This window comes from Paraburkholderia sp. CHISQ3, assembly GCF_030464945.1.
In the GTDB taxonomy this organism is placed as follows: domain Bacteria; phylum Pseudomonadota; class Gammaproteobacteria; order Burkholderiales; family Burkholderiaceae; genus Paraburkholderia; species Paraburkholderia megapolitana.
The window spans coordinates 305,004-331,966 of sequence record NZ_JALPRG010000006.1 but is presented as its reverse complement, the minus strand read 5'-3'; the positions used below and the strand labels follow the sequence as shown (position 1 = coordinate 331,966).

Here is a 26,963-nt window from a genome sequence, read left to right as displayed (position 1 = left end):
GGCGCGCACTGTTTCGTTTAACCGACCATCGGCCCGGCGGGTCCGAAGTGTTGCCCTGCTCAACTCCCCACTGCGATGCCGAACACATGCAGCTTGCCGGTGCTGGCCGTGCGCGGCAGCGTCACGCTTGCGACCGTCTTGCCTGTGACAAGCGGTATCTTGATCGCAAATAGATACGTCTTTGTGTTGTCCTTCTGACCGTTGCCCTGGTTGCGGTACGACATCGTCAGCGCGGTCTGTGCGCCCGTACTGACGCTGGCCGAGCCACCGTTCAGCGTCCAGTCGTCGAAGGCGAGCGTAAAGGTCGTGGATGTGCCGTCCGAATACGTGACGCGAGCCTGACCGCTGCTGGGTCCGTTATTGGACGAACCCAGCACGACCAGATTGCCGCCCGGCTGCGCACCGCTCAACGTGATCGTCTGACCGAGCGCGACCGCATTGTTCAACCCACCCATGCCCGAGGTCGGGAACGTCGCGCCATCGAAGACGAACGGCTGGCTCGCGTTCCATCCGGCCGCCGCCATCGCATTCGACGAATAGCTGTACAAGCCGCCATCGAAGTCCGCACCGTTGCCGTCCGTGTTGGCACTGCCGTCGGTACCGGCACCGTGATTGTTGAACGCATCAAGCACGTTCTGGGCGACCGGTACGGCAAACGAAGGCGGCGCATCGGATGCAGCACTGCCCCAGTCGGACGCCGACGTGCCCATCGTGAAGTCCATCTTCGCACCGCGGTCCAGCGCGGCGAGCGGCAACCAGCTACTGGTCTGCGCAGTGCCGTTCACCGTCAGGCTCTGCACATAGTTGGAATCGGGGGCGCCGCGCGCAGCGATCCGCAGCGTCCTGCCGTTGCCGAGATGCACGACGATCGACGGGAATTGCGGACTACCGATCGCAAAGCCGCCCACCGCCGGAATCTGCGGATACAGGCCCAGTGCGCCCCAGACATACCAGCCCGACACAGCGCCGAGGTCGTCGTTGCCAGGCAGGCCATCTGGCTTCGTGCTGAACGCCGTGTTCATGATCTGCTGCACGACGTTCTGCGTGCCCGACGGCGAACCCGCCCAGTTGTACATCCACGGCACCTCGAAGGTCGGCTCGTTACCCATGTAGAAATTGGGCAGGCTCATCCCCGCGTTGAGCACCGTGAAGAACGTATTCAGGCGCGACACCACCGCCGTGTTTCCGCCCAGTTGCGAGAACAGCCCCGCTGCATTGAACGGCACCATCCACGTGTATTGCTCGGCGTTCCCTTCGACGTAGTTGTCCGTGCTATTCGGGCTTTCAGGCACCCAGCTACCGTCGCCGTTCCGAGCGGCAAGCAGCGGCGGCGTCAGCGACGTGTTCAGCACGTTCTGCCAGTACGCCGAATGGCTCAGCGCCATCTTCTGGATCGTGGTGTTGCCGAGCGCGCCGGCAAACTGCGACACCGCGAAATTGCTGCTCGTGTACTCGAGATTCGTCGAACCCGCGGCCCACACGCCGTCGCCGGGAACCAGATGGCCGGCACCGAGAAAATCGTTCAGTCCGCCATACGTGGTCATGCCCGGGTTCTGACACGCGGTACCCGGGATGTTCACCATCTTGACCATGTGGGCGAGCGCGCCCTTCTGATCGAAGTTCCTCGCGCCGAACGCGTATGCGCCGGCAACCATCAACGAGCCCGCGTCGCCTGGCATCACGCCGTCCTCGACGTTGTCGTTGACCCAGTGCGGAATCGCGCCGCACTGATCGGCGTCGTTCACGAGCGACTGCACCATGTCGCTGGTTTCATTCGGATGCAGGATCGCTTTCAAAGGAATCAACGAACGATAGATGTCCCAGCCCGAAAAACTCGTGTACTGCGCGGCCTGTCCGTGCGCCACGGTATGCACCGCGTTATCGAAGCCGATGTATTGCCCGTTGACGTCGCTAAAGACGCTCGGTGCCCACGACGCGTGATACAGCGCCGTGTAGAACTTCGTCATAGCATCGGGCGTGCCGCCGGATACCTGAATCGAATTCAACCGCTCGTTCCAGGTCCGGTCGGCGAGCGCCTTGATGCCGTCGAAGTCCCAGCCCGGGTTCTCCTTCAGCAGATTGCGCTTGGCGTTGTCGACGCTCACGTAGGAGATGCCGACCTTCATCAGCACCGTCGATCCCGCATCGAAATTCATCGTCGCGATGCCGTTGCTGAACGACGACGTGCTGTTGAACGGCTTGCTGAACTGCGCGTAGAAATAGACCGGCACGCTGGTGGAATTGCCGCAGAATCCGCCGCCGATCGTGCTGCCAGAGATCGCATTGCTTGCGACCTTGATGATGCTGCCCGAGACCTGCGAGCGCGTGTTGGTTCGCGTGGCGTTGAGCACGAGGATCGACGGTTGCGAAGCCGGATAGGTGAAGCGTCCGAACCCGCTGCGCAAGGTCGCCGTCAGCTCGACCTTAACCTGATTGTCGAGCAGCACCGAATAGGCACCGGCCTGCGCGTGCTCGTTGCTGTGCTGGAAGGTCGAGACCAGCTTCGTGACATCGGTGGTCGGCATGACGGGAAATTCGCCGTCGTTGCCCGAACATCCGGCGCCGCTCATGTGCGTCAGGCTAAAGCCCTGGATGCTGTTGATGTCGTAGTAGTAGCCCGCCGGGGAGCCCGGCTCCGCGCTGTTCGAAGGGGCCGGTGTCGTATTCGTATCGGGTGCCCACTGGACCATGCCGGACGGCAAACCTGCCGCGGGCACAACGCTGCCCGCCTGACCGGCGGGCACGGGGTTCGGCGAATTGCTCGCCAGCGTGCCGATCAGCGGATTGACGTACTGCGTCACCCGCATCATGGAACCGGACGCCGCAAGATTCTCGGCACTATCGGCCGCTGCCGCACCTGCCGAGCCGCCGGCACCCGCCGACGAATTCGCGTTCTGGCGCGCAACCGCTGCTGCATCGACCGGCCCGCTGCCGGGATGGCTGTCGCCACCGCATCCGGCCAGAATGCCTGTTGCAAGCAGAACGAAGATGACCTCGCTGAATCTCTTCACAATCGTCTCCTTACTTTGCGATTATTGTTTAGTAGACATCCTAAACATTATCTTTTCTGACAGCCGGAAAGATGGCGTAAGCGAGTCTAGACGGATTAAATCGTCCGTGTCAACGGCGACTCTTTTACCGTGATTTGTTTATTCAATTTGCTAAACAATTCAGAATTACCGAATTTAGTCAATTCAGTAAACAACGCAATGCGGCGCAGCAATTTTTTGTCACAGTCGCCGGCGCTCGCCGAAGCGCGGGCGCGCCGGAGACTACAACGCTGTAACAGGCCAGAACCGGTGTCTCGATGTCAGCGGCATGACATGCGCAATGCGTAAATCGACACATGCAATTGTCAATTCGAAGAGCACGGCGTGGTGATGAATTGTAAAATACGAGGAATGAAAGCGATGATGAGGCCGGCTGTTTTCCCGTTGAAAGCCGGAAGTAAAGCGTGCATTTCGCCGTAAGCAGATCTGTCTGTTTATCGCAGGAAAAACCCGGTGGTCTTTTTGCCGTGCTCAATCGTCCAGGTACAGCGTTTCCACCGATATTTTTTTGACATTTTTTCAACCTGCCGCAGTCCCGGCAACCCACTCATTCGACGTCCGGCGCAGGTTTGCCCGGCAGCACGTAGTGCATTTCATAGAACAGCACCCCGGCTCTTGACGGTAGCGTGAACGGCGGCGACGACGAAGCAAAACCGATCGAATCGTAGAATCCCAGCGCGCTTTCTCGTGCGGTGCACCAGACCAGTCGTCCGCCTTTATGCTGTGCGTGATCGATACACAGCTTGATCATCAGACGGCCAAGGCCGTATCCCTGCCACTTGGGCTCGACGGCGACCCCTCGCAGGCGCCACGCCGTATCTCCCGGCGAACCTGGAAACGCTTCCTGACATACGGTTGCAACAGCAACGATTGCATCCTGATCGTAGACGGCCAGATGCAGGGTCGACGCCTCATCGTCACCGCGAAAATGGCTAGCCTCTGTATTGCCGTCCAGCAGGATCGTGCTTCGAAGTGGAAAAACCCGTTCTGCGGAAACGGAACGGATTGAGAAAAGCGATCGGTCAAACGACATAACGAGAGTCCCCCTGTCATCAAACAAAATTAACCGAGCTTTTACGAATCAACAACATCATTTATATGATCCGCACATACACATTCGCGCCCGCAAACCCACGCGCAGTATCCTGCGGTATCCAATACGCACACGCTGGTATCGCTAACAATCCTGGCGGATACCCCAACGCTATGCGCCTTAAATCAAGACACGCCCGTTATTCCTGAGACTGCTTTTTTCGGTGAAAATAACGGTTGCACGTTGTCCGCAAGAGCGTAATCATCTCTGCAAATCCTTTTGCCATCCATGTGAAAAACTCCACTGAGATCTCAGATGATGGAAGCGCCACAATCCGATACTCAGGCTGCCTACATCCAGATTCGCTCGCGAATACTCGACGGGCGGCTGGCGCCCGGCGACCCGGTATCGCCCCGAAGCATAGCCGACAACCTGATGCTTGGACACACGCCGGTCCGCTCTGCGATACAGCGCCTGATCGTCGAAGGGCTGGTCGAGGCCATCCCCAAGAAAGGAACCTACGTCACCGCACCGACCACCAACGATCTACGCGAAATTTTCGAGGTGCGCCTGGCTCTCGAGAGCACGGCCGCCTACCTGGCTGCGGCGAACGGCCCAACCGACGGTCTGAACCACGCGATGGAGGAATTGCTGCGGCTGCTCGATCAGCAATCGACCAACGTAATGGCCGAGCAGCGCCACGGCTGGGTATTCCATCAGGAGATGTTCGCCGCGTGCCGAAACGAACGACTGTTCACGACTTACAAGGTTCTGCGGGCGCAGACGGGACCGGCGCTCAACGAACTACAGCACCACGACGCGGCCACGGTGCGGCGCGGAACGCTGGAGCATCTGAATATCTATAAAGCAATCAAGGCGAAAGAGCCGGAAGAAGCACGCCGGCATATGTGGAATCACATCGTCGATGCAACTGATGCACGAATTAATTTAATCCGGACGCAACATGAATCTGCCAAATAATCGAAAAAGAATATCAATGCCGTTACAGATGCTGGCGGGGCTTGGGCTCGGCATCGTCTTTGGACTCTTCGTGCCGGGGATCAGCACGAAGCTCGCGTTTATCTCCACGATTTTCGCGCATGGGATCAAGATGGTCGTCATGCCGCTGATCCTTTTATCCGTCACGCTGGGGACGTTTCGGGCCGGCGTGCAACGCGCGCACCTCGGCAAGACTGCCCTCTGGAGCATCGTGTTTTTCGTGATCATGACGCTGCTGGCGAGCTCGCTGGGACTCGGGCTCAATCTGCTGTTCCGCCCAGGCCTCGGGGCCAGCCTCGCAGAGACTGCCGCAATGCCGGCGAACCTCGCGGGGGGTATCGACTGGACGAAGTTCCTCGTGGATATGGTGCCGGCGAATATCGTCGGTGCGCTGGTCGAAGGTAATGCGTTGCCAGTGCTTGTCTTCGGCGTGTTGCTGGGATCGGCGCTCTCGGTGGTCGAAGATCGCGCGGCACCGCTCGTGGCGGTTCTCGAATCGTTTCTGGCCGCGCTGTTCAAGATGATCGAATGGATCATCGCGCTGTCGCCGTTCGCTGTGTTCGCCAGCATTGCCTGGTTGCTGGCGTCGAAAGGCGTATCCGCGATCACGCCGCTGATCAAACTGCTCGGCATTGCGTATCTCGGCATGGCGGTCCTCGCCATCGTGCTCACGCTGATTCTCAAACTGATCGGCCTGTCGCCGCGCGCGGTCATCAAGCAGGTCAGCGAACCGCTGATCCTCGCGTTCAGCACACGGTCCTCGGAAATCACCTTCCCCGTGCACCTGAAGAGGCTCACGGAAATGGGTGTTCCGCAGTCCGTCGCGTCGACCATCCTGCCGCTTTCGTACATTTTCAATCGCGATGGCGCGGTGCTATATACGGCGCTCGCCGTCGGTTATCTCGCGGACGCCTATCACCTGGTATGGAGCTGGCCGGTGATGTTCACCATCGTCGTGCTGACCATCATCACGATCGACGGTGCGGCCAACGTTCCGTCGGGTGCCATCGTCGCCATCACGGCCATTCTCTCGGCGGTCGGTTTGCCGGCCGAAGCCGTGCTGCTGATTCTCGGCATCGACGCATTCTTCGACATGGGACGTACCGCACTGAACGTGTACGCAAGCACCGTTGCGACTGCGGTTGCCATGCGGATTTCCGGCGAGCCCTACAGCGGGCCTGCTACCGGCGAGCGAACGGCTGGACCGTTGGGCTCGCTGCGTGAAAACACGTAACGGGATGACTTGAGACAGCGCGAGAGCAGAGAAACCAGAGCGGTCGACGCAGGTGTTGCGAACAACCGCATCGACCTAACCACGGATGATTTTTGAGGAGCTACACCATGGCTGCCCGTGTTCTACGGCAAGCTCGAAACCGCGGAGCAACGTCCAGTGCGGCACCGGTCGCGCGTCTGCGGCCCGTGTATAGAGAGCAGACAAACCGCCTGCGGGCTGCGCCGTCGCGCCAGCACAGCAGCACCGCGCTGGCGGACCCCTTCACCAGTCTGATGCGGGCCGAGGGCGCGATCCGTGCGTCGGTCGGCGAGCGCGGCGCCGGGCGAAGCGTATCGCGCCACGGTCTCTCGCCGGCACTGATGCACGAACTGACGACGATCTGGGAACAGGCGCACACGGCCCACGCAAAGGGCGGCGACCCGGTACTGGGCGACGTCGCCGACCAGCTCGCGACGATCATCTGCGATTGCGGCAACGACGCGGTGCCAGGCGATGTCGCCGACCGGATCGCGACGATCATCGGCGATTGCCGCGGCGCGCTTGCGGCTGCATCGGCGCTGCCAGGCACCATGGAGAGGTCGTCGAAAGGCGCGTGCCAGTCAGGCACCACAGACCTCGCCGACGACTTGCAGCAACGTGGCTAGTGAGGTTACCCCCGGTGTGCCGCCGCATTGGCCGGCACACCGGAAAGTATCGCAAGCACGGCTACGACCAGCACTGCGGCACTTCCCATGAACACGCCCTTCGCCCCGCTCACGTCGAACACGACGCCACCCACTGCCGCGCCTATCGAGATCGCCAGCTGAACGGCCGCGACGATCAGGCCACCCGCGCTTTCCGCCTCGTCCGGTACGGTCCGCGTGACCCAGGTGGACCACGCCACCGGCACGCCGCCGAACGCCACGCCCCATAGCGCGATCAACACAGCATCGGCGACCGGCGCACGCCCCAGGCTGACGAGCGCCACACCGATCAATATCATCGCCGCCGGCATCGCAATCAACGTCATTCGCAGGTTGCGTTCGAGCAGCCGGCCAGCCAGCGACGTGCCGACGAAATTCGCCACACCGTAGCCCAGCAGAATCCCTGACAGGCCGTTCACGCCGACGCCCGACACGGTCTCCAGAAAAGGCCGCAGGTAGGTGAAGAACGCGAAGTGTCCGGTGAACACGAGGATCGTGGCGAGCATGCCGAGTCCGACCGTCGGTCGCATCAGCACGTCGATCAGTGTGCGCAGCCGCGTCGCTCCGTTCGGCGCCATCTTCGGTAAGGTGGCGGCCTGCCAGACGAGCGCAAGCACGCCGAGCGCGGCTGCGATCAGAAACACGCTGCGCCAGCCGATCAGGTTGCCGAAGTAACTACCGAGCGGCGCGGCCGCAATCGTCGCAACGGACACGCCGCTGAAGATGATCGACAGCGCCCGCGGCACCATCGCCGGGGGGACGAGCCGCATCGCCGTCGCCGCCGACATGGTCCAGAAACCGCCGAGCGCCACGCCGAGCAGCACGCGTCCGATCAGGATGGCCGGCAGGTTCGTGGCGAAACCGACCACCAGGTTCGACGCGATCAGCAACATCGTGAATGCGAGCAACACGCGCCGCCTGTCGATGCTGCGCGTCAGCGTGGCGGTCAGCAGGCTCGTTACGAGTGCGACGGCCGCGGTCATCGTGACCGCCTGCCCCGCCACGCCCTCGGTCACGCCGAGGCTCGACGCGATCGGCGTCAGCAGGCTGGCGGGCAGAAACTCCGCCGTGACCAGGGCAAAAACGCCGAGCGTCATCGAGAAGACGGCACCCCACGCCGGTTTCTCGCCCTGCTCGACCGATAAGGCCTCCGCGACCTGGATAGTGGTGTCCATGCTTCGTTGCGCTCCGAATACGGGTTTACTCGATGAGGGCACAGTGTAAGGATAAGCGGCAGGACGGTCTATGACATAAAATCCGCTATCCTTGATCTATCGTCCGGACCCGACGCTGTCCACATCACTCGGGGCTTTGAAGATGACTTCGCAGGTGACACATATGCCGCAGCAATCCGATTCCCACGACCTCATCAGCGATCTGCTGCTCGGCATGCGCCTCTTTGGCGTGCGCTACCGGCGCATCCAGGTCGCACGTCCGTTCGGCATCGCCTTCGGTACCGTTCCGGGGAGGGCGCAGTTTCACTTTGTCGGTCGCGGGCCAGTTGTATTGCGCACGGCCAGCGAGACCTACCGGCTCGAAGCCGGCGACGCGCTGCTGCTGCCGCATGGCGCCGCACACGAACTGCTCTCCGCACTGGACGTGCCGAGCCGTGCGATCACTGCGTTCGACACTGCGCCGCTATGCGATTCCGTGACCCAGGTCGACACCGCGAAACACGGTGCCCCCGCGGACACAAGCAAAGGAAAAGACAACGACGCAAGCGAAGCATCCGCCGGCGCCGACGACGCATTGATCTTCAGCGGCTGCATGGAGCTCGATCTGGGCGGCATGCAGCCGCTCGTCGCGGCGATGCCCGAGGTGATGCATGTCGGCACGCTGCTCGAACGCTACCCGGAAATCCGGCCGATGCTCGATGCCATGGAACGCGAATCCTGCGGCGAACGAGCGGGCTTCGCCGGCATCCTCGCGCGGCTTGCGGATGTCATCGCCGCGTTCATCGTGCGCGGCTGGGTCGAATGCGGCTGCGGCGATGCAACGGGCTGGGTGCAGGCCCTGCGCGATCCGCGCCTCGGTCGTGCGATCGTCGCGTTGCATCGCGATCCGGGCCGCAACTGGACAGTCGCGGAACTGGCCTCCGAAATGGGCCACTCGCGCTCCGTTTTCGCCGAGCGTTTTCTGGCTGCAACCGGCATGACGCCGGTGCGCTATCTGACCGAATTACGCATGCGTCTCGCATCGCAATGGATCACTCGCGATCGCGAATCGATCGAAACGGTCGCCTATCGCCTTGGGTACGGTTCGCTCGCAGCTTTTAGCCGCGCCTTCAAGCGCGTCGTGGGACAATCGCCGGGCGCAGTGCGCGCGCAGGATGTAGCGGCGGTCGACTAAAAACGCCGAACCGTACAATCTCAAGTGGAGCCATCAATGGCCTATCGCAACTACCATAAGCGCACGATCGCCGGCCGCGATCTGCATCCCGAGACACAGATGATGTCGTATGGCTACGATCCCTTCCTCTCGGAAGGTTCGGTCAAGCCGCCAGTGTTTCTGACGTCGACGTTCGCGTTCCGTACCGCGGAGGACGGCGCCGACTTCTTCGATATGGTCTCCGGTCGCAAGCCCTCGCCGGAAGGTGAAAGCGCGGGGCTCGTCTACAGCCGTTTCAATCATCCGAATCTGGAAATCGTCGAGGACCGGCTTGCGCTGCTCGACGGCTCCGAATCCGCTGTGGTGACATCGAGCGGCATGTCGGCGATTGCCGCGGTGCTGCTAGCATTTCTGCGCCCAGGCGACTGTGTGGTGCAGTCCGCCCCGCTGTACGGCGGCACCGAAACGCTGATCTCGAAGTTTCTTCCCGAATGGGGCATTACCGCGCAGGTGATCGACGACGGTCTGTCGACGGATGCGATTCGCGACGCACTCGAAGCCGCCGCGAAAAGAGGCCACGTGCGCATGTGCTACATCGAGACGCCGGCCAATCCGACCAACGCGTTGTTCGATCTCGAAGGATTGCGCCGCGAGATCGATGCGTTCGAAACGCGTCACGGTTATCGTCCGCTTTCGGTGTGCGACAACACGATGCTCGGGCCGCTGTATCAGAAGCCGGTCAAGCAAGGCATCGACCTCTGCGTGTATTCGCTGACGAAGTACGTCGGTGGACACAGCGATCTCGTCGCGGGTGGCGTGACAGGCACGCGCGCCCTCGTCACCAAGGTGCGCGGCATTCGCAGCTCGCTCGGCTCGCAACTCGATCCGCACTCGTCGTGGATGATCACGCGTTCAATGGAAACGCTCGTGCTGCGGATGGAAGCCGCTGCGCGTAGCGGCACCGCCGTCGCGCGATGGCTCGCGGACAATCCGCATCGGCCGGTTAAGGTGCTGCACTCGGAACTGAACGATGATCCCGCGTATCAGGCCGTCTATCGACGTCAATGCACGGGACCGGGATCGACGTTTGCGTTTGTGCTCGATGGCGGTCGTGAACAGGCGTTCAGGTTTATCAATGGTCTGACGCTGTTCAAGTCGGCGGTCAGTCTGGGCGGCACCGAATCGCTGATCTGTCATCCGGCGTCGACGACGCACTCGGGCGTGCCGGCTGCGGCGCGCGCCGCCGCGGGGGTGTCCGAGGGATTGATTCGCGTCTCGGTTGGACTCGAGCACCCGGACGATCTGATCGCCGATCTGTCGAATGCGCTGGAGCATTGCTGAGCGTGTGACGGCGCCTCGCCGGCCACGGCCGTGCGAGGCGCCTCGCATCTACACGCTCATGTTCCGATGAGCCCCAATGAGCCCCGATGGTCCGGCAAACGTTCTACGGTTTGGAATCGTTGCGCCGGACCTGGCTAGAACCGCAGCGACAGGCACGTTAATCCGCCATCCATCTTGCGGAATTCGCTCGCGTCGAGCACGTGCAGCGGCATATCGAGCGCAGCGATCTTCTCGTGCACGCGCGGATAACCGGCAGGCGTTAACAACGCACCGTTAACCGGCAGCGTGTTGCACGCATACTCGTCGGCGGTGTCGATCACGATGCGGCGAAAACCATTGAACGCGCGATGCCCCGCCAGCGCCTCGGTCACGAGCAGCACATCGTCGCCAAGATAATTGAGCACCGATTTCAGATGCAGCCCGGCTTCGAGAGGAATCGCTTCGACGGTGTAGCCGTGTGGCGCGACGAGTGCTTCGAACGCGGCGATACCGGCCGCATCGGTGCGACCCGACAGTCCGATGTAAAGACGTTTGTCGACCTGCATCACATCGCCGCCGTCAAGCCGCCCGTCATGCATTGGTAGCAAGCTGCGATGCGCAGCAAGCGGCGTAGCAATCGAATCGATCTCGCCGCGCCGCGCGGGTGCGCCGGGACGCGTGATGACCGCGAATTCCGCGGTGACAACGGCGACGTCCTCGACGAAATGCCCGTCCGGGAATGCATCGAGCGTCGGTAGTTCGATCAGTTCGACACCGAGAGAACGAAACGCGTCGCAGTAGGCCTGGAATTGCGTCAACGTCCTGTCGTAGTCGGGAGCACCCGACTGCGCAGTGGTGAGGCCCGCGCCGCACGATGCAGCGGGACAACGGACGATTGCCTTCGTGAAATGCATCGAAAATCCTCCTGACCGATTCGACAAACTCACGCCTTGTGCGTTGAAAGCAGGATGCTCGTCTCGGTAGTCGCAATCCCATCGATCAAACGAATCGTCCCAAGCACGCGATCGAAGCTCTCCAGCGAATCCGCCTGCAGTTCCGCGACCATGTCCCAACGGCCGTTCGTGCTATGAATCGTCGCGACGTTCGGGTGACCGCGCAGCACCTTGACCACCGACGCAGCCCGATTGCCCTGCACGGCAATCGACATCAGCGCGCGGATCCGGTGGCGCTCCGCGCTCGCCTTCAGCCGCACCGTATAGCCGACGATCACACCGCCCTGTTCGAGTCGCGTCATCCGGTTCTGCACGGTCGCGCGCGCGACCCGCAGTTCCTTCGCAAGCGCGACGACCGGCAGCCGCGCATTGTCGCGCAGCAGCGCGATGAGTTGCCGGTCGATGTCGTCGAGCGCAATCATGTGTGCGTCCTCATGGTGGAGCGAAGCCGGTCGGCACGATGGAGCCCCCGGCATAAGGTGTTTGCAGTACTGGCCGCGTTGATCGCGCCAGCACGAATCGATCATATTGCCGGCGCAATGTAGCATTTTGCTTATTTTATCGACAAAACTGACACTATTGCCGGCTTTTTGCTGGCCAGAATTTTAGAAATAATGCGTCTATCGAGCGGGGCACACGGCCGTGGACAAGTAACAGGCCATCGATAACGGATTCGACAACGACACCGAGATCGCCGAAAATCGTCCATTGAATCAGCCATGTCGAGCCGCCACCTCATCCTTTAGTTCTCGCGTCACCTTCAACCAGGCAATCCTCAGATGACTACTATTCTCGAAAGCCTTCCGCTGCAACAACGCGTGGGCATCGCGTTCTCCGGCGGCCTCGATACCAGCGCGGCGCTGCACTGGATGCGCATCAAAGGCGCCGTTCCCTACGCGTACACGGCCAATCTGGGCCAGCCCGACGAACAGGATTACGACGAGATCCCGCGCAAGGCGATGCAATATGGCGCGGAAAACGCCCGCTTGATCGATTGCCGGGCCCAGCTCGCCGCTGAAGGCATTGCGGCGTTGCAGTCGGGCGCGTTCCATATTTCGACGGCCGGCGTGACCTATTTCAACACGACGCCGATCGGCCGCGCTGTAACGGGCACCATGCTCGTCGCCGCGATGAAGCAGGACGGCGTGAATATCTGGGGCGACGGCAGCACCTACAAAGGCAACGACATCGAGCGGTTTTATCGCTATGGCCTGCTCGTGAACCCGGACCTGAAGATCTACAAACCGTGGCTCGATCAGGCGTTCATCGACGAACTCGGTGGCCGCGCGGAGATGTCCGAATTCATGCACAAGGCAGGATTCGGCTACAAGATGTCCGCAGAAAAAGCCTATTCGACCGACTCCAATCTGCTCGGCGCGACGCACGAAGCGAAGGATCTCGAGAGCCTTGAAAGCGGCATCCAGATCGTCAACCCGATCATGGGCGTGGCGTTCTGGCGCGACGACGTGCAGATCGCCCGCGAACAGGTCACGGTCCGTTTCGACGAAGGCCGGCCGGTCGCACTGAACGGCGTGGAGTTTACGGATGCGGTCGAACTGCTGCTCGAAGCAAACCGGATCGGCGGTCGTCATGGACTCGGCATGAGCGATCAGATCGAGAACCGGATCATCGAAGCGAAGAGCCGAGGCATTTACGAAGCACCGGGGCTCGCACTGCTGTACATCGCGTACGAACGGCTCGTCACGGGCATCCACAACGAAGACACGATCGAGCAGTACCGCGAGAGCGGTCGCCGGCTTGGACGCCTGCTGTACCAGGGCCGCTGGTTCGATCCGCAGGCGATCATGCTGCGCGAAACGGCACAACGCTGGGTCGCCCGTGCGATCACCGGTGAAGTGACGATCGAGCTGCGTCGCGGCAACGACTATTCGATCGTGAACACCCGCTCGCCGAACCTCACCTATCAGCCCGAACGGCTGTCGATGGAAAAGGTAGCGTCGACGTTCTCGCCGCGCGACCGGATCGGGCAGTTGACCATGCGGAATCTGGATATCACCGACACGCGCGACAAGCTTCAGGTCTACGCCAAGGTCGGTTTGCTGACACCGGGTGACACGTCGGCTCTGCCGGAACTGAAGGACGACAGCAAGTAAGCAAGGCAAATAAGCGGAGCCCGCGACGATGACCGGCATGCTTGCGCTCAAGCTCACGCTCGTCCCGCTGTTTCTGCTCATCGTCTCGATGTCGGGTAAGTGGTGGGGGCCGGCCATCGCTGGGTGGCTGGCCGGTCTACCCGTCGTAGCCGGTCCGATTCTTTATCTTCTCGTCCTCGCGCACGGCCCGGTTTTCGGTGCGCGTGCGGCGATACTTTCTCTCTCTGCGATCCTCGCGTCGGAAGCGTTCAACTTCGCTTACGCATGGACGTGCCGTTCGCGTCCGTGGCCGGTTGCGCTCGTTGCCGGTCTCTGCACATGGTTCGTTTGCGCGTTTGCGCTTTCGTTTCTACCGACATCGCCGATATGGGCTGCTGTTGTGGCGTTTGCCGCGGTCTGCTTCGGCCAGTCGTTTTTGCCGCGTAGCACAGCCGTCGCGGCGGGGTCGCCGCTCACACGCTCCGATCTGATCGGCAGAATGGTGGCAGGCGCAACGCTTACGATCGTGGTGACGTCGCTGTCGGGGCGGATGGGCCCCACGTGGAGCGGTTTGTTCGCAGTCTTCCCGCTGCTTGGAACCGTCCTGTCGGTATCGTCACATCGCGCGCACGGGCCCGATTTTGTCGTGTCGTTGTTGCGCGGCATGGTGCTCGGCAGATTTTCGTTTGCCGCGTTCTGTTTGCTTCTGTCGTTCGCGTTGCTGCATCAGCCCACTGTCGTGGCGTTTGCAGAAGCCGCCGCGCTAGCGATGCTGGTGCAATGGAGTAGCAGGAAAATTGCGCTGGCGTGGCGTGCGAACCTCGACAAGCAACGTGGGGTTACGACAGCGTAGTCGTTCAAACCGAACTCACCCGTACGAAGCCGGTCGATCTAAAAACCATCTCTCGCACCGCCATGAAAACTTCGCAGCCCGTTGCGCTTGTCACTGGTTCGACTTCCGGTATCGGCGCTGCGATCGCCCGCCGGCTCTCAATGGATGGATACGCCATCGTCCTGCATTCGCGCAGTTCGGTCGAAACGGGACGCGCGCTCGCCAGCGAACTCGGCTCCGCCACGTACGTGCAAGCCGATCTCGCCGATGACGCGGACCGTGTGAAGTTGATTCGGGAAGCAATTGCCGCATGGGGTCGACTCGATGTGCTGGTGAACAACGCAGGAATCAGCCGCGTTATCCCTCATGCCGATCTCGCTGCGGCCACACCGGACGTGTGGCACGAGTTGCATGAAGTCAACGTGGTCGCGCCGTTTCGTCTGGTAGCGGAAGCGGAAACGGCCTTACGTGAAGCAGCTACACGTGGAAAACCAGGTTGCGTCGTGAACGTCAGCTCGCATGCCGGGGTTCGGCCCAAGGGCGCGTCTATTCCTTACGCAGCGAGCAAGGCCGCGTTAAACCATGTGACCCGTTTGCTTGCTGTGTCGCTTGCACCCGATATCCGCGTGAATGCGGTTGCGCCTGGACTCGTAGATACACCGCTTACTGCTGGCTGGACACAGGCGCAGCAACTCTGGAAAGAGCGCGCGCCGATGCGCCGGGCAGCGAGTCCCGAAGACATCGCGCAGGCGGTGTCGTTGCTGGTCGCCTCGGACTATCTGACGGGCGAGATCCTTCTTTCGGACGGCGGGCTCAATCTCACGTAGCACGCGCATGCGGGACCATCCGGGCGTCACTGCAAGAATCGGCGTTTCGAGCTAACCTGTGCGGAAATTCAGTGCGATGCCAGCCCGGCTGCACTGCACGTTATCCCGTCAGGAAAGCAATGAAACAAACCATCACCATCGATCTCGTCTCCGATGTCGCCTGCCCATGGTGCGCAGTCGGCCTGTCTTCGCTCCAGCTCGCACTATCGCGCCTCGACGAAACAGTCGACGCGCAAATCGCCGTGCATCCGTTCGAACTGAATCCGCAGATGGGACCCGGTGGCGAAGCCATCGTCGACTATCTCGGCAAAAAATATGGACGCACACCGGAACAGATCGCCGAGTCGCAAGCGATGATCCGCGAGCGCGGTGCGAGCGTCGGCTTCGTGTTCGGATCGCGCGATCACGTCTACAACACGTTCGATGCACACCGCCTGATGCATTGGGCCGGCATTCAGGGCAAGCAGGTGCCGCTCAAAATGGCGCTGCTGCGCGCCTATCATTCCGACGGTAAAGACCCGAGCAATCACGAAGTGCTTGTCGAAGCGGCGCAATCGGTAGGGCTCGATGCGGAAGACGCGCGCGGTGTGCTGCAAAGCGGACAGTACGCCGACGAGGTTCGCGCAGAAGAACGCAAATACCAGGAAATGGGTATTCAGTCGGTGCCTGCGTTCATCTTCAACAATCGCTACCTGGTGAGCGGCGGGCAACCGGTGGAAGCGTTCGAGCAGATCATCGAGCGTGTTCTGTCGGAAGCGTAGTGTGCCGTTCGCCCGGCAAAGCACGACGCGCGGGCTCGACTTCGTGCAGATAGCCAGTGAAAGTGTCCCGCGGTGAGGACGTAGTGAGCTGAGTCAAGATTCGGCCGACTTCACCGCGGTGGTATCCGGCATGCGTGACGACATGTCCAAGCATTTCCTCGCGCGACATTCGCCCAGGCGCTCCGTCTGTGAAGCGAAACTCAATCGCTTCGGTGAGTTCCGTCTCGTCCAGACGTTCAACGTACGCGATATACCACTGATCCGTTTCCTTGATCGCACTCGATAAATCGTCCAGTTTCGGCGCCTCGGCCGTACCTGTGTTCGTATAGGCGTGCCGCACGCGCTGAAGATTCGCGACGAAAATCTGATCGACGATGTAGGCGTGATTGAGGATGCTAACCGCCGTGTAGTACTCGTCGTTTGGCGACTTTTCCTCAAGCCTGGCCAGCCCCGCAATCAGCCCTTCGTCGGCCCATGCCTTGTAGCGGAATAGAGAAATCAGAAGCGCTCGTGCACTCATTGTGGCTTTCCAGAATGGTGTGTTGCTTCGGGTTTGATAGAGAGCCTGACGTTAGCAGGCTGTGCGGACTTCCAGACATCGAGAACGACGAATAGGGATCAGCAAAAACCCTAATGTCTTGGTGCGTCGCACTTAAGATAGCGTTCGCGTATGAATTGTTTATTCATACGCGAACTTCAACATCAAAATCCGAGAACTAGCCACACCCCTTTATCGATAAATGTAATGTCGGCGCGATCACGAACAGAGGGAACACCCCATGACTCCAGTCAGTTCAGTGAAGGGCAACGCCCCGCTACGCTCGTCGGCGGTGATGTACAGATTATTTCGAACGGTGGTTGTTGGTATTAGCGTGGTACTGGCAGGTTGTGGAGGCGATGGAGATAGCACAAGTCAGTCGAGAGCCGAACTGGCTGCGCAAAACGCCGCATCGCCGAGCACCTCGAATACCGCGTCGAGGATGCTATATGCGGGTCCATCCGGGTCATCGGGCGACTGTTCGCGAAGCGCCCCTTGCGATCTGAGCGGCGCCCAGTCGGCCGTGAGATCCCGACGGTCTTCTGGTGTGACCGACGTGCAGGTTCAGCTTGCCGATGGCATATACCGGCTCGCGAGCCCGTTGAAATTCGGTCCCGCAGATTCCGGAACGCCTGGTCACCCGGTCGTGTGGAGAGCGATGACCGGTGCGCACCCGGTGATCTCCGGCGCGACGCAGGTCACAGGATGGTCGCAATCGGTTACCAGCGGCATATGGTCGGCGCCCGCGCCAGCCGGTAGCAACTCCCGACAGCTCTACATCAACGGCGCGCCCGCACTCGTGGCACAACAAACGCCCGACCAGCTTGGATTTCTCGGCGGATGGACAGGCTCGGCAACGGGCTACAGCATCGCTAACGACAGCGTGGCCATGACCTGGTTCGCCGGGTTGAATGCAGCGCAGATTGCCAATCTCGAGTTTGTCTTTACGCAGGGCAACGGCGCCTGGACTGAATCGCGCTGCAGGGTAACGAACTATTCGAACGGCACGCTGACCATGGCGCAGCCCTGCTGGACCAATGTCACCAGCCGGGTCTCGTTCGCACAGCCCAGCGGCGGTCTCCCATCGATGAATTCGAGCACGATGCCGTCGTCGATTCAGAATGCCCAGGCCTTGATCCAGCCAGGCCAGTGGTTTCTCGATTCGAGGGCGAATGTCCTTTACTACGAGCCCCTACCCGGGCAGCAGATCGCAGCACTGGATGTGGAGCTTCCTCGCCTGGAGACCCTCGTTCAGGGCGCGGGATCGCTAGCCCACCCCTTGCATGACGTGACGTTTTCCGGCCTGCAGTTTTCCTACGCGACGTGGAACGATCCATCTACCGCGGCCGGATTTGCCGACGTTCAAAGCAATCTGCGGATGACGACCACGGGCGGCAATCAGGGCATGTGCAATTTCTCCAGCCCTGCCGGTTCGTGTCCCTGGGGCGCATTGACGCAGCCGCTGGCCAACGTCAGTTTCAGCGCATCGAATCACATTTCGTTCACCGGGAATCGCTTCATCGATCTTGGAGGCGCGGGCCTCGCGTTCATGTACGGATCGTCGAACAACCTGATCCGCAACAACGAGTTCGCCTCGATTGCTTCGACGGGGATCTTGATGGGCTGCACGTCCGACCCGACTCCCACTCATTCATCGGACGCCGCGGTTATCAAGCAGAACTGCAATCCCGATCTGGCATTGGTGGCAAACGATGTGATCGGTGCAAACGAGATCATGAGGGATAACAAGATCATCGGTAACCTGATTCACAACGTCGGCACCGACTATCCCTCCGCATGCGGCATCACCTTGCTGTTCGGCCGAAAGACCGTTGTCACGCAAAACGAAATTCACGACGTGCCCTACTCGGCCATTACCGCCGGTGTCATCCAGGGGCACGTCGACAATTCTGCTCATCCTGACAACTCGACCAACATCAATGACAGCAATACCCTCAGCGACAATCTGTTGCATGACTACATGGAAGGGCTGACCGACGGAGGCGCGATATATATCGAAGGTCATCAGGCGCAGTATCAGTACAAATCCGATGGCGTGACGATCGACCCGGTAGCCACTCTGGCTCATGGTATGCAGGTGACCGGCAATGTCGCTTACAACAGCAATAACGTCATGAGAACCTACTACGACGATGCCGGTTCGGAGTGGATCAACTGGAAGGGCAATGCTTCCTTTAACTCGATCGGCCCATTCAAATCTGTCCAGGGCGGATGCGAGCCCACAGGGCACTTCTGGATCACCGGGAATTATGTCGATGCGGCGTTGAACGATTACAACACCTGTCCGCCGCTTCCTGTCGATGCCAGCAACGACAGCGGCAACGTCACCATCACCGCCATGTCGGACATTCCCTCAACCTTGCTCGATCATGCGGGACGAAAAAGAATTCGCGACGCCATCACGGAAAGCAGCATCAATGGTCGCATTGGCGATAATTCATCGCAGATCACCTACAGCGGTTCATGGCAAGCGGTCAACAACCGGTCGTCCTTCTATGACTACCTGCATGACCTTCATTACACGATGAACAACAGCGATACGATGACCATGTCGTTTACCGGTACGGCTATCCAGGTCTTCGGTGAGCAATACATCGATCAGGGCAACCTTGGTATCGCTATCGACGGTGGCGCGCAACAAGTCGTGAATACTGTCCCCGCCGATGGCGAGCGACACTCCAACGTAGCTGTTTATACGTCGCCATTGCTGACTCGGGGCCAGCACACCATCACCGTGACCAAGTTGTCGGGTACCTACGCCACCATGAACGGCGTCTATATCGCCCCTTAGGATGTAACGATTCACACTTGGCGAGTGCAGCAGTTCGCTCAGGCACTCCCGGCTGGATGATTCGAATCCTGGTCATCCAGCCGAACCGGCTCCGCCGTCAGGCTATAGCGCGTGAACGTGCGGTTCAGTGCCGGCAGCGGCGCCACGTCCATCTCGCCGAGCGCGGGCTCCATGACGACCATCGCCACCGTTGCAGTCGTCGAATGGCGGGTTCCAGGTCTTGGCGGGCGACACACCGCGAACGGTGTGCCGAATGAATCGAACAGCGCCTGCTTGAGTTCCTCTCGACCGATCAACTCCGACTGATTCAACAGCTTGCGCACGCGCCAGTCGCGATAGTGACTATCCGGTGAATTCTCGCAACCCGTATCGACGAGCTTCGATCGGGCGACCGGACTGACCCAATGATTCGCATGCACGATCAGTTGATCGTCGCCGGGATAGATGGGGAAATGCTCATCGGGCGCGCACTCGAGATCGATGCCAAAGCCCTCCGCCATACCGAGCATCACGTTGTTCGAACAGGACTTCGGTGTCGTTGCCACGATCTTCAACGCGTTCGCGAAAACGGACTGCTCGAGCGCGCTACGACGCAGCAGCGACAACGGAACACCAAGGCTTTCGAAGTCACGTGAAGACTCCAGATAATTGGCGGTGATCGATACCCCGGCGCTGTTGAGTCCGCTGCGCGCGAGGCCGCCCGCTTCGACGAACGTGAGGAAGTCGGGACCGTCGTCGTTATGCACGCGCAGGACAACGCCGGTTTCGACACAGTCGGCGCGCCAGTCCCAGTTCTGCCCGTGAATCAGGCGCCCTGTCGCCGATCGCTCGGGAAGAATCAACGCGCCGGTACATCCATCGCCGCCTTCTTCATTCACCGCAGAGACGCCCTCCGCACGCGCTTTAGCCAACACTTCGGTACGCGCATTGATCATCACGATGTCCGCGAACGGCACACCGGAGCCCTCGGCGATGCCGTGCATTTCGTCGAGATAATGCGCGCCGAATTCACCGATGCTCTTTGCGAACGACAGGATCAACTTGTCTCGAGATGCCGCGCTATAGCCAAGATTTTCAAGCGTACGCCCATACATGTCGGCGCTTTTGCGAATCCGGCCGGCAGCCTGTTTGCCGTACTGGCGACCTCGCTCGAAGGCGCCGCCGGTCACGGAAACAAAGGGAAAAGGAGCGATCGTTTGCATGGTTGTTCGTCACGAAAGGTGTGCCGCAATTCTGAGCTTCCGAAAGCAAAAATAAAAATGCATTTTTGTTTCTGTTTGATAAACCAAAACTTTAGAATTGCCGGCATGACAGGCTACCTGCGAGACGAAGATGAGTGAAATCCGCACACTACGCACCTTTCTCGCGGTCGAGAAATACGGCTCGCTAGCCGCTGCTGCCGATCGCATGGCGTTGACGCAAGCAGCCGTTGGACAACAGATGAGAACGCTCGAAGAGGAATGTCGCCGCCCGCTATTCGACCGGTCACGCCGGATGATCCGGCTCAATGAAGCCGGTCGCGCGCTGGTGGTTCACGCAAGTCGTGTCGTCGCCGCTTACGACTCGCTGATACTCGGCGCCGATACCACCGACAACCTCGCGGGCTCGATTACGGTCGGCGCAACGGGCTCGGCAATGGGATTTCTTTCGAACAATGTGATCGCGTTAAAGGCGCGCTATCCCGAGTTGAATGTGCGTCTGGTGTTCGGAGATTCCGCCGATCTCCTGCGCCGGGTACGTAGCGGCGAGATCGATGGTGCACTGGCTGTCGAGATGGTGCGTGCCGACACGACGTCGGAGCGCTGGACACCGCTCTATGACGAACCACTGGTGCTGCTGGCAAGCGCATTGATCCGGTCCGCCGACGAAGATTCGCTAGCGCTTCTGCAAGCGCAACCGTTCATCCGGTTCGAGCGTCGTTCGCTGACGGGCGCGAATGTGGAGCGTGTACTGCGACGCATGCACGTGAAAACCAACGACGTGCTCGAAGTGAATTCCATCGCGGCGATCATCGAACTGGTTCGGCAGAATGTCGGCGTGTCGATCGTGCCGCAACTCAGGCACGTTCAGTGGTCGAAGGATACGTTGCTCGATGTGCTGCCGCTGCCGGTTCCGGGATGGCGGCGTGTCATTGGCATTCTCGAGGGGCATCGTCAGCCGCATATCACGTCGGTTTTGCGAGGGCAGCTTGTGCAGGCGCTAATTCAGGCTTGAGCTTCAAGCCAAATTGTTTTCGACTGCCTTGTCGCGCTGCCCGCGAGCATCCGCACGAAAGCGCCCTGGGCTCAGTCCTGTCGAACGTTTGAACGCAATGCTGAACGCCGTATCGGACAGGTAACCGATACGCTCCGCAATTTCCGTCAGCGATTCCTCCGAGTGCTTCAACGCGGAGCGCGCAATCGTCATGCGCCATTGCGCGAGATATTCGACGGGCGCACTACCCACCTGACGTCTGAAGCGCTGGGCGAATGCAGTGCGCGACATGCCCACGGCCGATGCGAGGCTATCGACGGTCCAGCGTTCGCCAGGCTTTGCGTGAATCATCGATAGCGCGCCGCCAATCTTCGGATCTGCCAGTGCGCCCAACCAGCCCTCCGGCTGGCGCGTCGAGGCCAGGTACACGCGCAGCACATGAACCAGCACCAAAGCTGCAAGGCTGCTGCGCGCGACATCGGCACCCGCGTGCAGGTCGCTGGTTTCCCATTTCAGCAGATCGAGCACGCTCGCTAACGCGTGTGTGCCGAGATCGGTTGCGCGTAGATGGATCAACGGGGGTAAGTGTCTGAGCAGCAAATCGGTGACGTCGTTTTCGAAGGTGAAGCGCCCGCTCGCAAGACTGACGCTCGCCTCGTCACCCTCACCTTGATAGCGAACCACGCCGTCGCTGCCGCGAATCGATCGGTAGGTCGCCGGCCCGTCGATCGGTTGCCGGCTCAGGACACTCGCGGAGCAGAACGGCTGACCGTCCGTGAGCATGTAGAAATCGCCCTTCTGCAACGCAAGCGGCTCTTTCGAACCCTCGATCCACAGAAAGAAGCGACCTTCAAGCACGCCGCCGAATTTGACGTGCTGGTATGCCGGAAAGCGGAAAGCCCATGCACCCCGGCCCTCGAACCGCGACGACAGCGCGCTGCTGACGCGCAGCATCGAGAGTACGTCTGACAAAGCGTCCATTGTGTACGATCGAATAAGAATAAGGCCGTTTTGATTATAGCCACGATCATCCCGCTGCGCGATCATGGTTGCCAGTCAAACGGCGGCCGATGACCCATTCGCGGTCTGTTGCCGCCTCAATGCAGGCAAGGACACCCCATGAAAGCGTGGCAACTCGAACGTCTGGGCGGCATGCTCAGCCTTGTTGATCGGCCCATTCCCCAACCGCGTACTGGCGGTGTGGTCGTGCGCATCGATGCATCGTCGTTGATGTCGTATATGAAGGATTACGTAGACGGAAAACTACCGATCTATCACGTGCCGGAACGTCCCTTCATTCCCGGCGGCAACGGTGTCGGTTACGTGCACGCGGTCGGTCCCGGTGTGTGGCATCTGAAGCCTGGGCAGCGTGTCGTTTTGTCATCGCATTTCGTCGCCCAGGAAAACATTCAGGACCCCGCGGAGATACTGATCGGCGTGACGGCCAACGGAGCGGATGCGCATCGTATGCAGGCGGACTGGCCCGACGGAACGCTCGCTGAATACGCTTTGTTTCCGGCAAGCGCAGTGACACCCGCCGACGATCTTCCCCAGTTGAATGCCGTGCAGCTCGCCATGACGATGCGCTGCATCGTGCCGTTCGGCGGATTGTTGCGCGGGCGACTCATGGCCGGCGAAACGCTCGTGATCTCCGGTGCCACCGGCGCGTACGGCACCGCTGCCGTTATGGTCGCGCTGGCAATGGGTGCGGCACGGGTCGTCGCGGTTGGGCGCAATGCCGCTGCGTTGCAAGCGCTCGGCGAACTGGCTCCTGGCCGCGTTAAAACGGTCGCCGCGACCGGCGACAGCACCACCGATACCGACGCCATTCGCGCCGCATGCGGCAGCCGCGCGCATCTCGCCTTCGATATGGTCGGCAACGCGAGCGATCCCAACATGACGCTCTGCGCACTACGCAGCCTGATGAAAGGCGGCCGGCTCGTGCTGATGGGCAGCATGACCGTGCCGTTGCCCGTGCCCTACACGGAGCTGATGCTCAATGGCTGGGAGATTCTCGGTCAGTTCATGTACCCGCGCGATGCGTATCGGCGGTTGCTCGATCTGCTTCGTAGCGGTCTGCTCGATATGAACCTGCTGCGTTCACGCGTCTATCCGCTCAGCGCATTGCCGGAGGCGATGGCGGTGGCAGCTCATGCGAGCAATTTCGAATGCGTCGTCATCGATCATCACGAGGAGTAAATCCATGCGGATTTTGCACAAGACTCTGCGTATTTACGTGAAGCCGGAAGGACTCGAACGCACCGTCGCGTTCTACGAGGCGATTCAGGCACAACCGTGCGAACGACGCATCCGGCTCGACTCGATCGGCATCGAGGTCGCGGTGATAGGTGGCGTCATTGTGCTGGCCGGCACTGCGGAAGCACTGGCATCGGTACGTGAGCCGCAGGCCGCGTTTATCGTCGATTCGCTCGACGAGTTCATGTCGCAGTTGCGTGCTCTCGGTGCGGAAATTTTGCATGAAACGCGTGCTGCGCCAGGCGGCCGGAATTTTACCGCGCGACATCCGGACGGGCTCGTCGTCGAGTATTACCAGGCGGACCAGCCGCTCTAACTGCGGCGGCAATATACGCACCTCAACTTCAGGAGAACCAGATGGCAGCCAGACAAACACCGCTTCACTCCGGGTTCGGTTCGACCAGCACCGCCGCGCAGGTGATCGACGGTATCGATTTGCGCGGCAAGACAGCGGTAGTCACCGGCGGCTACTCGGGTATCGGACTCGAGACGACACGTGTACTCGCCCAAGCTGGCGCCACGGTGATCGTTCCCGCACGGGCACTGGACAAAGCACGAGCAGCGTTAAAAGACATCACACATACCGAGGTCGAGCGGATCGATCTGCTCGATCCGGCTTCGATCGATGCGTTCGCAGAAAAGTTTGTCGCAAGCGGACGTTCGCTCGATCTGCTCGTCAACAACGCCGGCATCATGGCCGTGCCGCTGACACGCGATGCGCGAGGCTATGAGTCCCAGTTCGCCGCGAATCATCTGGGGCATTTTCAGCTTACGGCGCGACTCTGGCCTGCGCTGATCCGCTTGGGCCATGCACGTGTCGTAACGTTGTCGTCCGGTGCACACCGACGTGCCGCATTCGATTTCGACGATCCAAATTTCGAACGCCGTGATTACGACAAGTGGATCGCGTATGCGCAGTCCAAAACCGCTGGCGTGCTGTTCACCGTGGCACTCGACCGCCGTGGCGAGCCGCATGGTGTTCGAGCGTTTGCGGTACACCCTGGCCGGATCGAGACCGATCTGCAGCGGTTCATCACGATGCAGGAACTTCAGGTGCTCGGGTATCGCAACAAGGATGGCGAAATACCCGAAGAACAGCGCCGGTTGTACAAGACTGTGCCGCAGGGTGCGGCGACGACGGTGTGGTGTGCGACGAGCCCTGCGCTCGATGGAATCGGAGGTGTCTATTGCGAGAACGCGGACATTGCGGCGGCTGTGCCCGCGGATCACGCAGCGATGGACGGCGTGCTGCCGTGGGCAATCGATCAAGTCATGGCCGAGCAGTTGTGGGCGCTCAGTGAAGCGCTGACGGGTGTCGAGTTGTGATGTGAAGACAACAGAAGACCGACTGCAGATTTGCGACCTCATGACAGGCTGGATCCATCGGGACATGGGCGAGTGGGAGTTGCTGCGTACGCTCTTTCAATATGCGCCACTCGCGTGTCTGCTGGAAAAGAGCGGTTTTCCTGTCGGGCGTGTTTTTGCGACTCGCGGTAGCGAACTTGAACGCACGATGAAGGCCGACGCGCAGGGATGGCTTGTTGCCGAACGGTAAGGGATCCAGAGCTGGTGGCTAGTGTTGAAAACCGTTAGCCATGCTTCGCGCGACCTTTGCGAGGAATTCTTACGCCTCGCGAGGGCCACTGGCCTTGCGAGACTGATAATCCCTCGCAAGCAGCCCATACAGTTCGCTATCTGAAACTTCGTCACCGACTAACCAGCGCTCGCGCAACAGGCCTTCGTGGAGAAAACCGAGCCGTTCGAGCAGCCCTGCCGAAGCGGTATTGCGGGGATCGATATCCGCTTCTATCCTGCGCAAACCCGCTTGGCCGAACGCGTGCTCGAGCACCGCGGAAGCTGCCTCGGTCATATACCCGCCTCGCCAATGTTTGCGTCGCAGGCTAAAGCCTATCTCCGCGCGCCGGCATTGCTCGTCGACGTGAAAGAGATCGCAAGTGCCGATTGCTTCGCCGGTTGCCCGCAGTTCGAGCACGCAAACCAGATCCTGGCCGCTAGCGGATACCTTCAATTTGCGCTCGATACGATCCGTTGCCTGATCCAGATGCGTCATCGCCGGAAATGCGAAGTAGCGCATCGCCTCTGCATCCGACCAGATGGCAAACATTGCCTGCACGTCCTCGTGGCAGAGCGGCCGCAGAACAAGGCGTGGAGTGGTCAGCGTGATGGGCTCGAAGAATGGCATGAGGGAGCAGGAACCGGAAGTAGATCGGGGTATTTGAACATGCGAGTCCTCAACGGACAACTGCATGTATCGGGCTAGGCGGTAACAGCGATGTCGAGACCGACCGCTTAATCGCGCCGCCCACACCGCAGATTCGCCGGAATGGCGACATCCATCATCTTCGGATCGGCGAGATTCAGGCCGTTCATGATCTCGACGTACTCGGCCCTGGATTTTCCCGCTATACGTGGGTTCGCCACCTTCTCTTCGCCGATGCTCGTCGACGTTCGCCCTCGATAGTCATGAGCGGGATAGACGACCGTAATGTCCGGCAGCGTAAAAAGCTTGTTGACGATCGAATCCCACGATTGCCCGGCGTCGCCACCCTGAAAATCCGTGCGCCCCGTCCCGCCGATCAGAAGCACATCCCCTGTGAACACCGCCGCCGGCGCATCGGGGTTCAACACGAAGCTAAACGACTCGTCCGTGTGACCGGGTGTGTAGAGCGCACGCAATTGAATCCCATCCGCGCGCAAAACCTCCCCTTCGCTGACACGTCGCGACACACACTCTGCTTTAGATCGCTCACCCATGATCGTGCAGCAACGCGTCGCATCGCGAAGATCGCCGAGCGCGGTTATGTGGTCGGCATGCGTATGCGTGTCGATCGCATGAACGAGGCGCAGATCCAGACGCTCGATGATGCCCAGATACGCATGCAGATGCTCTTTGACGGGATCGATGATGAGCGCTTCGCCTCCTGCACGGGAGGCGAGCACATAGGTGTAGGTGCTTGAGGCGGAATCGAAGAATTGATGAAACAGCATGTCCGACGTAGTGCTCAAACCGATGGAAAAGCAGACACACCG

General features: G+C 60.5%; 25 protein-coding genes. 15 read left to right on the top strand and 10 right to left on the bottom strand.

Features of this window, described 5'->3' with window-relative positions:
• Positions 1-59 precede the first annotated feature (59 nt).
• Positions 60-3,011 (bottom strand): GH92 family glycosyl hydrolase, encoded by a 2,952-nt coding sequence (locus M0D65_RS16460; RefSeq protein ID WP_266253632.1) that lies wholly within the window; start codon positions 3,009-3,011, stop codon positions 60-62.
• 586 nt (positions 3,012-3,597) lie between these two features.
• Entirely contained in the window at positions 3,598-4,083 is a 486-nt protein-coding gene (locus tag M0D65_RS16455; RefSeq protein ID WP_091015463.1) for a GNAT family N-acetyltransferase, read from the bottom strand.
• A gap of 318 nt (positions 4,084-4,401) precedes the next feature.
• Between M0D65_RS16455 and M0D65_RS16450 the strand changes: the two genes are divergently transcribed.
• The 3 genes from M0D65_RS16450 (at position 4,402) to M0D65_RS16440 (ending at position 6,960) form a co-directional block, all read left to right on the top strand.
• Positions 4,402-5,064: a GntR family transcriptional regulator gene (locus M0D65_RS16450; protein ID WP_091015905.1), complete on the top strand. Its 663-nt coding sequence runs from the start codon at positions 4,402-4,404 to the stop codon at positions 5,062-5,064.
• A complete protein-coding gene (locus tag M0D65_RS16445; RefSeq protein WP_266253631.1) occupies positions 5,048-6,316 on the top strand; it encodes a dicarboxylate/amino acid:cation symporter in 1,269 nt (422 codons plus the stop codon). The genes M0D65_RS16450 and M0D65_RS16445 overlap by 17 nt, the downstream gene beginning before the upstream one ends.
• Before the next feature lie 107 nt (positions 6,317-6,423).
• On the top strand, positions 6,424-6,960 hold the full coding sequence (locus M0D65_RS16440; protein ID WP_266253630.1) for a hypothetical protein: 537 nt from the start codon (positions 6,424-6,426) through the stop codon (positions 6,958-6,960).
• Between the two features lie 5 nt (positions 6,961-6,965).
• Here M0D65_RS16440 and M0D65_RS16435 read toward each other — a convergent pair whose 3' ends face one another.
• The gene (locus M0D65_RS16435; protein ID WP_266253629.1) at positions 6,966-8,174 is read right to left on the bottom strand and encodes an MFS transporter; all 1,209 of its coding nucleotides are present in this window, start codon (positions 8,172-8,174) and stop codon (positions 6,966-6,968) included.
• Between the two features lie 163 nt (positions 8,175-8,337).
• On the opposite strand from M0D65_RS16435, the gene M0D65_RS16430 reads away from it, so the two are divergent.
• Together M0D65_RS16430 and M0D65_RS16425 are read left to right on the top strand one after the other, a co-directional pair.
• Positions 8,338-9,348: an AraC family transcriptional regulator gene (locus tag M0D65_RS16430; RefSeq protein ID WP_266253628.1), complete on the top strand. Its 1,011-nt coding sequence runs from the start codon at positions 8,338-8,340 to the stop codon at positions 9,346-9,348.
• Positions 9,349-9,384: 36 nt separating this feature from the next.
• A complete protein-coding gene (locus tag M0D65_RS16425) occupies positions 9,385-10,668 on the top strand; it encodes a cystathionine gamma-synthase family protein (protein ID WP_091015455.1) in 1,284 nt (427 codons plus the stop codon).
• Positions 10,669-10,802: 134 nt separating this feature from the next.
• Here M0D65_RS16425 and M0D65_RS16420 read toward each other — a convergent pair whose 3' ends face one another.
• Both M0D65_RS16420 and M0D65_RS16415 read right to left on the bottom strand, forming a co-directional pair.
• Positions 10,803-11,561 (bottom strand): dimethylarginine dimethylaminohydrolase family protein, encoded by a 759-nt coding sequence (locus M0D65_RS16420; RefSeq protein WP_266253627.1) that lies wholly within the window; start codon positions 11,559-11,561, stop codon positions 10,803-10,805.
• A 29-nt stretch (positions 11,562-11,590) separates the two neighbouring features.
• Positions 11,591-12,022 (bottom strand): Lrp/AsnC family transcriptional regulator, encoded by a 432-nt coding sequence (locus tag M0D65_RS16415; RefSeq protein ID WP_091015450.1) that lies wholly within the window; start codon positions 12,020-12,022, stop codon positions 11,591-11,593.
• A 357-nt stretch (positions 12,023-12,379) separates the two neighbouring features.
• Here M0D65_RS16415 and argG point away from each other — a divergent pair, with 357 nt between their 5' ends.
• The 4 genes from argG (at position 12,380) to M0D65_RS16395 (ending at position 16,113) form a co-directional block, all read left to right on the top strand.
• Positions 12,380-13,714, top strand: coding sequence for an argininosuccinate synthase (gene argG, locus M0D65_RS16410; RefSeq protein ID WP_266253626.1), 1,335 nt, complete (start codon positions 12,380-12,382; stop codon positions 13,712-13,714).
• A gap of 37 nt (positions 13,715-13,751) precedes the next feature.
• Positions 13,752-14,546, top strand: a complete 795-nt coding sequence (locus M0D65_RS16405; RefSeq protein ID WP_266253793.1) for a hypothetical protein — start codon at positions 13,752-13,754, stop codon at positions 14,544-14,546.
• Positions 14,547-14,608: 62 nt separating this feature from the next.
• On the top strand, positions 14,609-15,352 hold the full coding sequence (locus M0D65_RS16400) for an SDR family NAD(P)-dependent oxidoreductase (protein WP_266253625.1): 744 nt from the start codon (positions 14,609-14,611) through the stop codon (positions 15,350-15,352).
• Between the two features lie 119 nt (positions 15,353-15,471).
• A complete protein-coding gene (locus M0D65_RS16395; RefSeq protein WP_266253624.1) occupies positions 15,472-16,113 on the top strand; it encodes a DsbA family oxidoreductase in 642 nt (213 codons plus the stop codon).
• Here M0D65_RS16395 and M0D65_RS16390 read toward each other — a convergent pair.
• Positions 16,085-16,633, bottom strand: coding sequence for a DinB family protein (locus M0D65_RS16390; RefSeq protein WP_266253623.1), 549 nt, complete (start codon positions 16,631-16,633; stop codon positions 16,085-16,087). The genes M0D65_RS16395 and M0D65_RS16390 overlap by 29 nt on opposite strands.
• Positions 16,634-17,198: 565 nt before the next feature.
• Here M0D65_RS16390 and M0D65_RS16385 point away from each other — a divergent pair.
• Positions 17,199-19,463: a hypothetical protein gene (locus tag M0D65_RS16385; RefSeq protein ID WP_266253622.1), complete on the top strand. Its 2,265-nt coding sequence runs from the start codon at positions 17,199-17,201 to the stop codon at positions 19,461-19,463.
• A 38-nt stretch (positions 19,464-19,501) separates the two neighbouring features.
• Here the strand turns inward: M0D65_RS16385 and M0D65_RS16380 are convergent, their stop codons facing one another.
• Positions 19,502-20,665 carry a C45 family peptidase gene (locus tag M0D65_RS16380; RefSeq protein WP_266253621.1) on the bottom strand — a complete coding sequence of 388 codons (1,164 nt, stop codon included), beginning with the start codon at positions 20,663-20,665 and terminating at the stop codon, positions 19,502-19,504.
• Between the two features lie 130 nt (positions 20,666-20,795).
• Between M0D65_RS16380 and M0D65_RS16375 the strand changes: the two genes are divergently transcribed.
• Positions 20,796-21,677, top strand: a complete 882-nt coding sequence (locus M0D65_RS16375) for a LysR family transcriptional regulator (RefSeq protein ID WP_266253620.1) — start codon at positions 20,796-20,798, stop codon at positions 21,675-21,677.
• Positions 21,678-21,680: 3 nt separating this feature from the next.
• Here M0D65_RS16375 and M0D65_RS16370 read toward each other — a convergent pair whose 3' ends face one another.
• Positions 21,681-22,637 carry an AraC family transcriptional regulator gene (locus tag M0D65_RS16370; RefSeq protein WP_266253619.1) on the bottom strand — a complete coding sequence of 319 codons (957 nt, stop codon included), beginning with the start codon at positions 22,635-22,637 and terminating at the stop codon, positions 21,681-21,683.
• Between the two features lie 138 nt (positions 22,638-22,775).
• Between M0D65_RS16370 and M0D65_RS16365 the strand changes: the two genes are divergently transcribed.
• From M0D65_RS16365 to M0D65_RS16350, 4 genes are read left to right on the top strand one after another with little or no spacing between them, the layout of a single operon-like run.
• Positions 22,776-23,855: a zinc-binding dehydrogenase gene (locus M0D65_RS16365; protein ID WP_266253618.1), complete on the top strand. Its 1,080-nt coding sequence runs from the start codon at positions 22,776-22,778 to the stop codon at positions 23,853-23,855.
• A gap of 4 nt (positions 23,856-23,859) precedes the next feature.
• A complete protein-coding gene (locus M0D65_RS16360) occupies positions 23,860-24,228 on the top strand; it encodes a VOC family protein (RefSeq protein WP_266253617.1) in 369 nt (122 codons plus the stop codon).
• Between the two features lie 41 nt (positions 24,229-24,269).
• On the top strand, positions 24,270-25,238 hold the full coding sequence (locus M0D65_RS16355; RefSeq protein ID WP_266253616.1) for an oxidoreductase: 969 nt from the start codon (positions 24,270-24,272) through the stop codon (positions 25,236-25,238).
• Between the two features lie 40 nt (positions 25,239-25,278).
• Entirely contained in the window at positions 25,279-25,467 is a 189-nt protein-coding gene (locus M0D65_RS16350; protein WP_266253615.1) for a hypothetical protein, read from the top strand.
• Positions 25,468-25,536: 69 nt separating this feature from the next.
• On the opposite strand, the gene M0D65_RS16345 is transcribed toward M0D65_RS16350, so the two are convergent.
• Together M0D65_RS16345 and M0D65_RS16340 are read right to left on the bottom strand one after the other, a co-directional pair.
• Positions 25,537-26,115, bottom strand: coding sequence for a GNAT family N-acetyltransferase (locus M0D65_RS16345; protein WP_266253792.1), 579 nt, complete (start codon positions 26,113-26,115; stop codon positions 25,537-25,539).
• A 107-nt stretch (positions 26,116-26,222) separates the two neighbouring features.
• Positions 26,223-26,921 (bottom strand): MBL fold metallo-hydrolase, encoded by a 699-nt coding sequence (locus tag M0D65_RS16340; RefSeq protein ID WP_266253614.1) that lies wholly within the window; start codon positions 26,919-26,921, stop codon positions 26,223-26,225.
• Between the last annotated feature and the right edge of the window lie 42 nt (positions 26,922-26,963).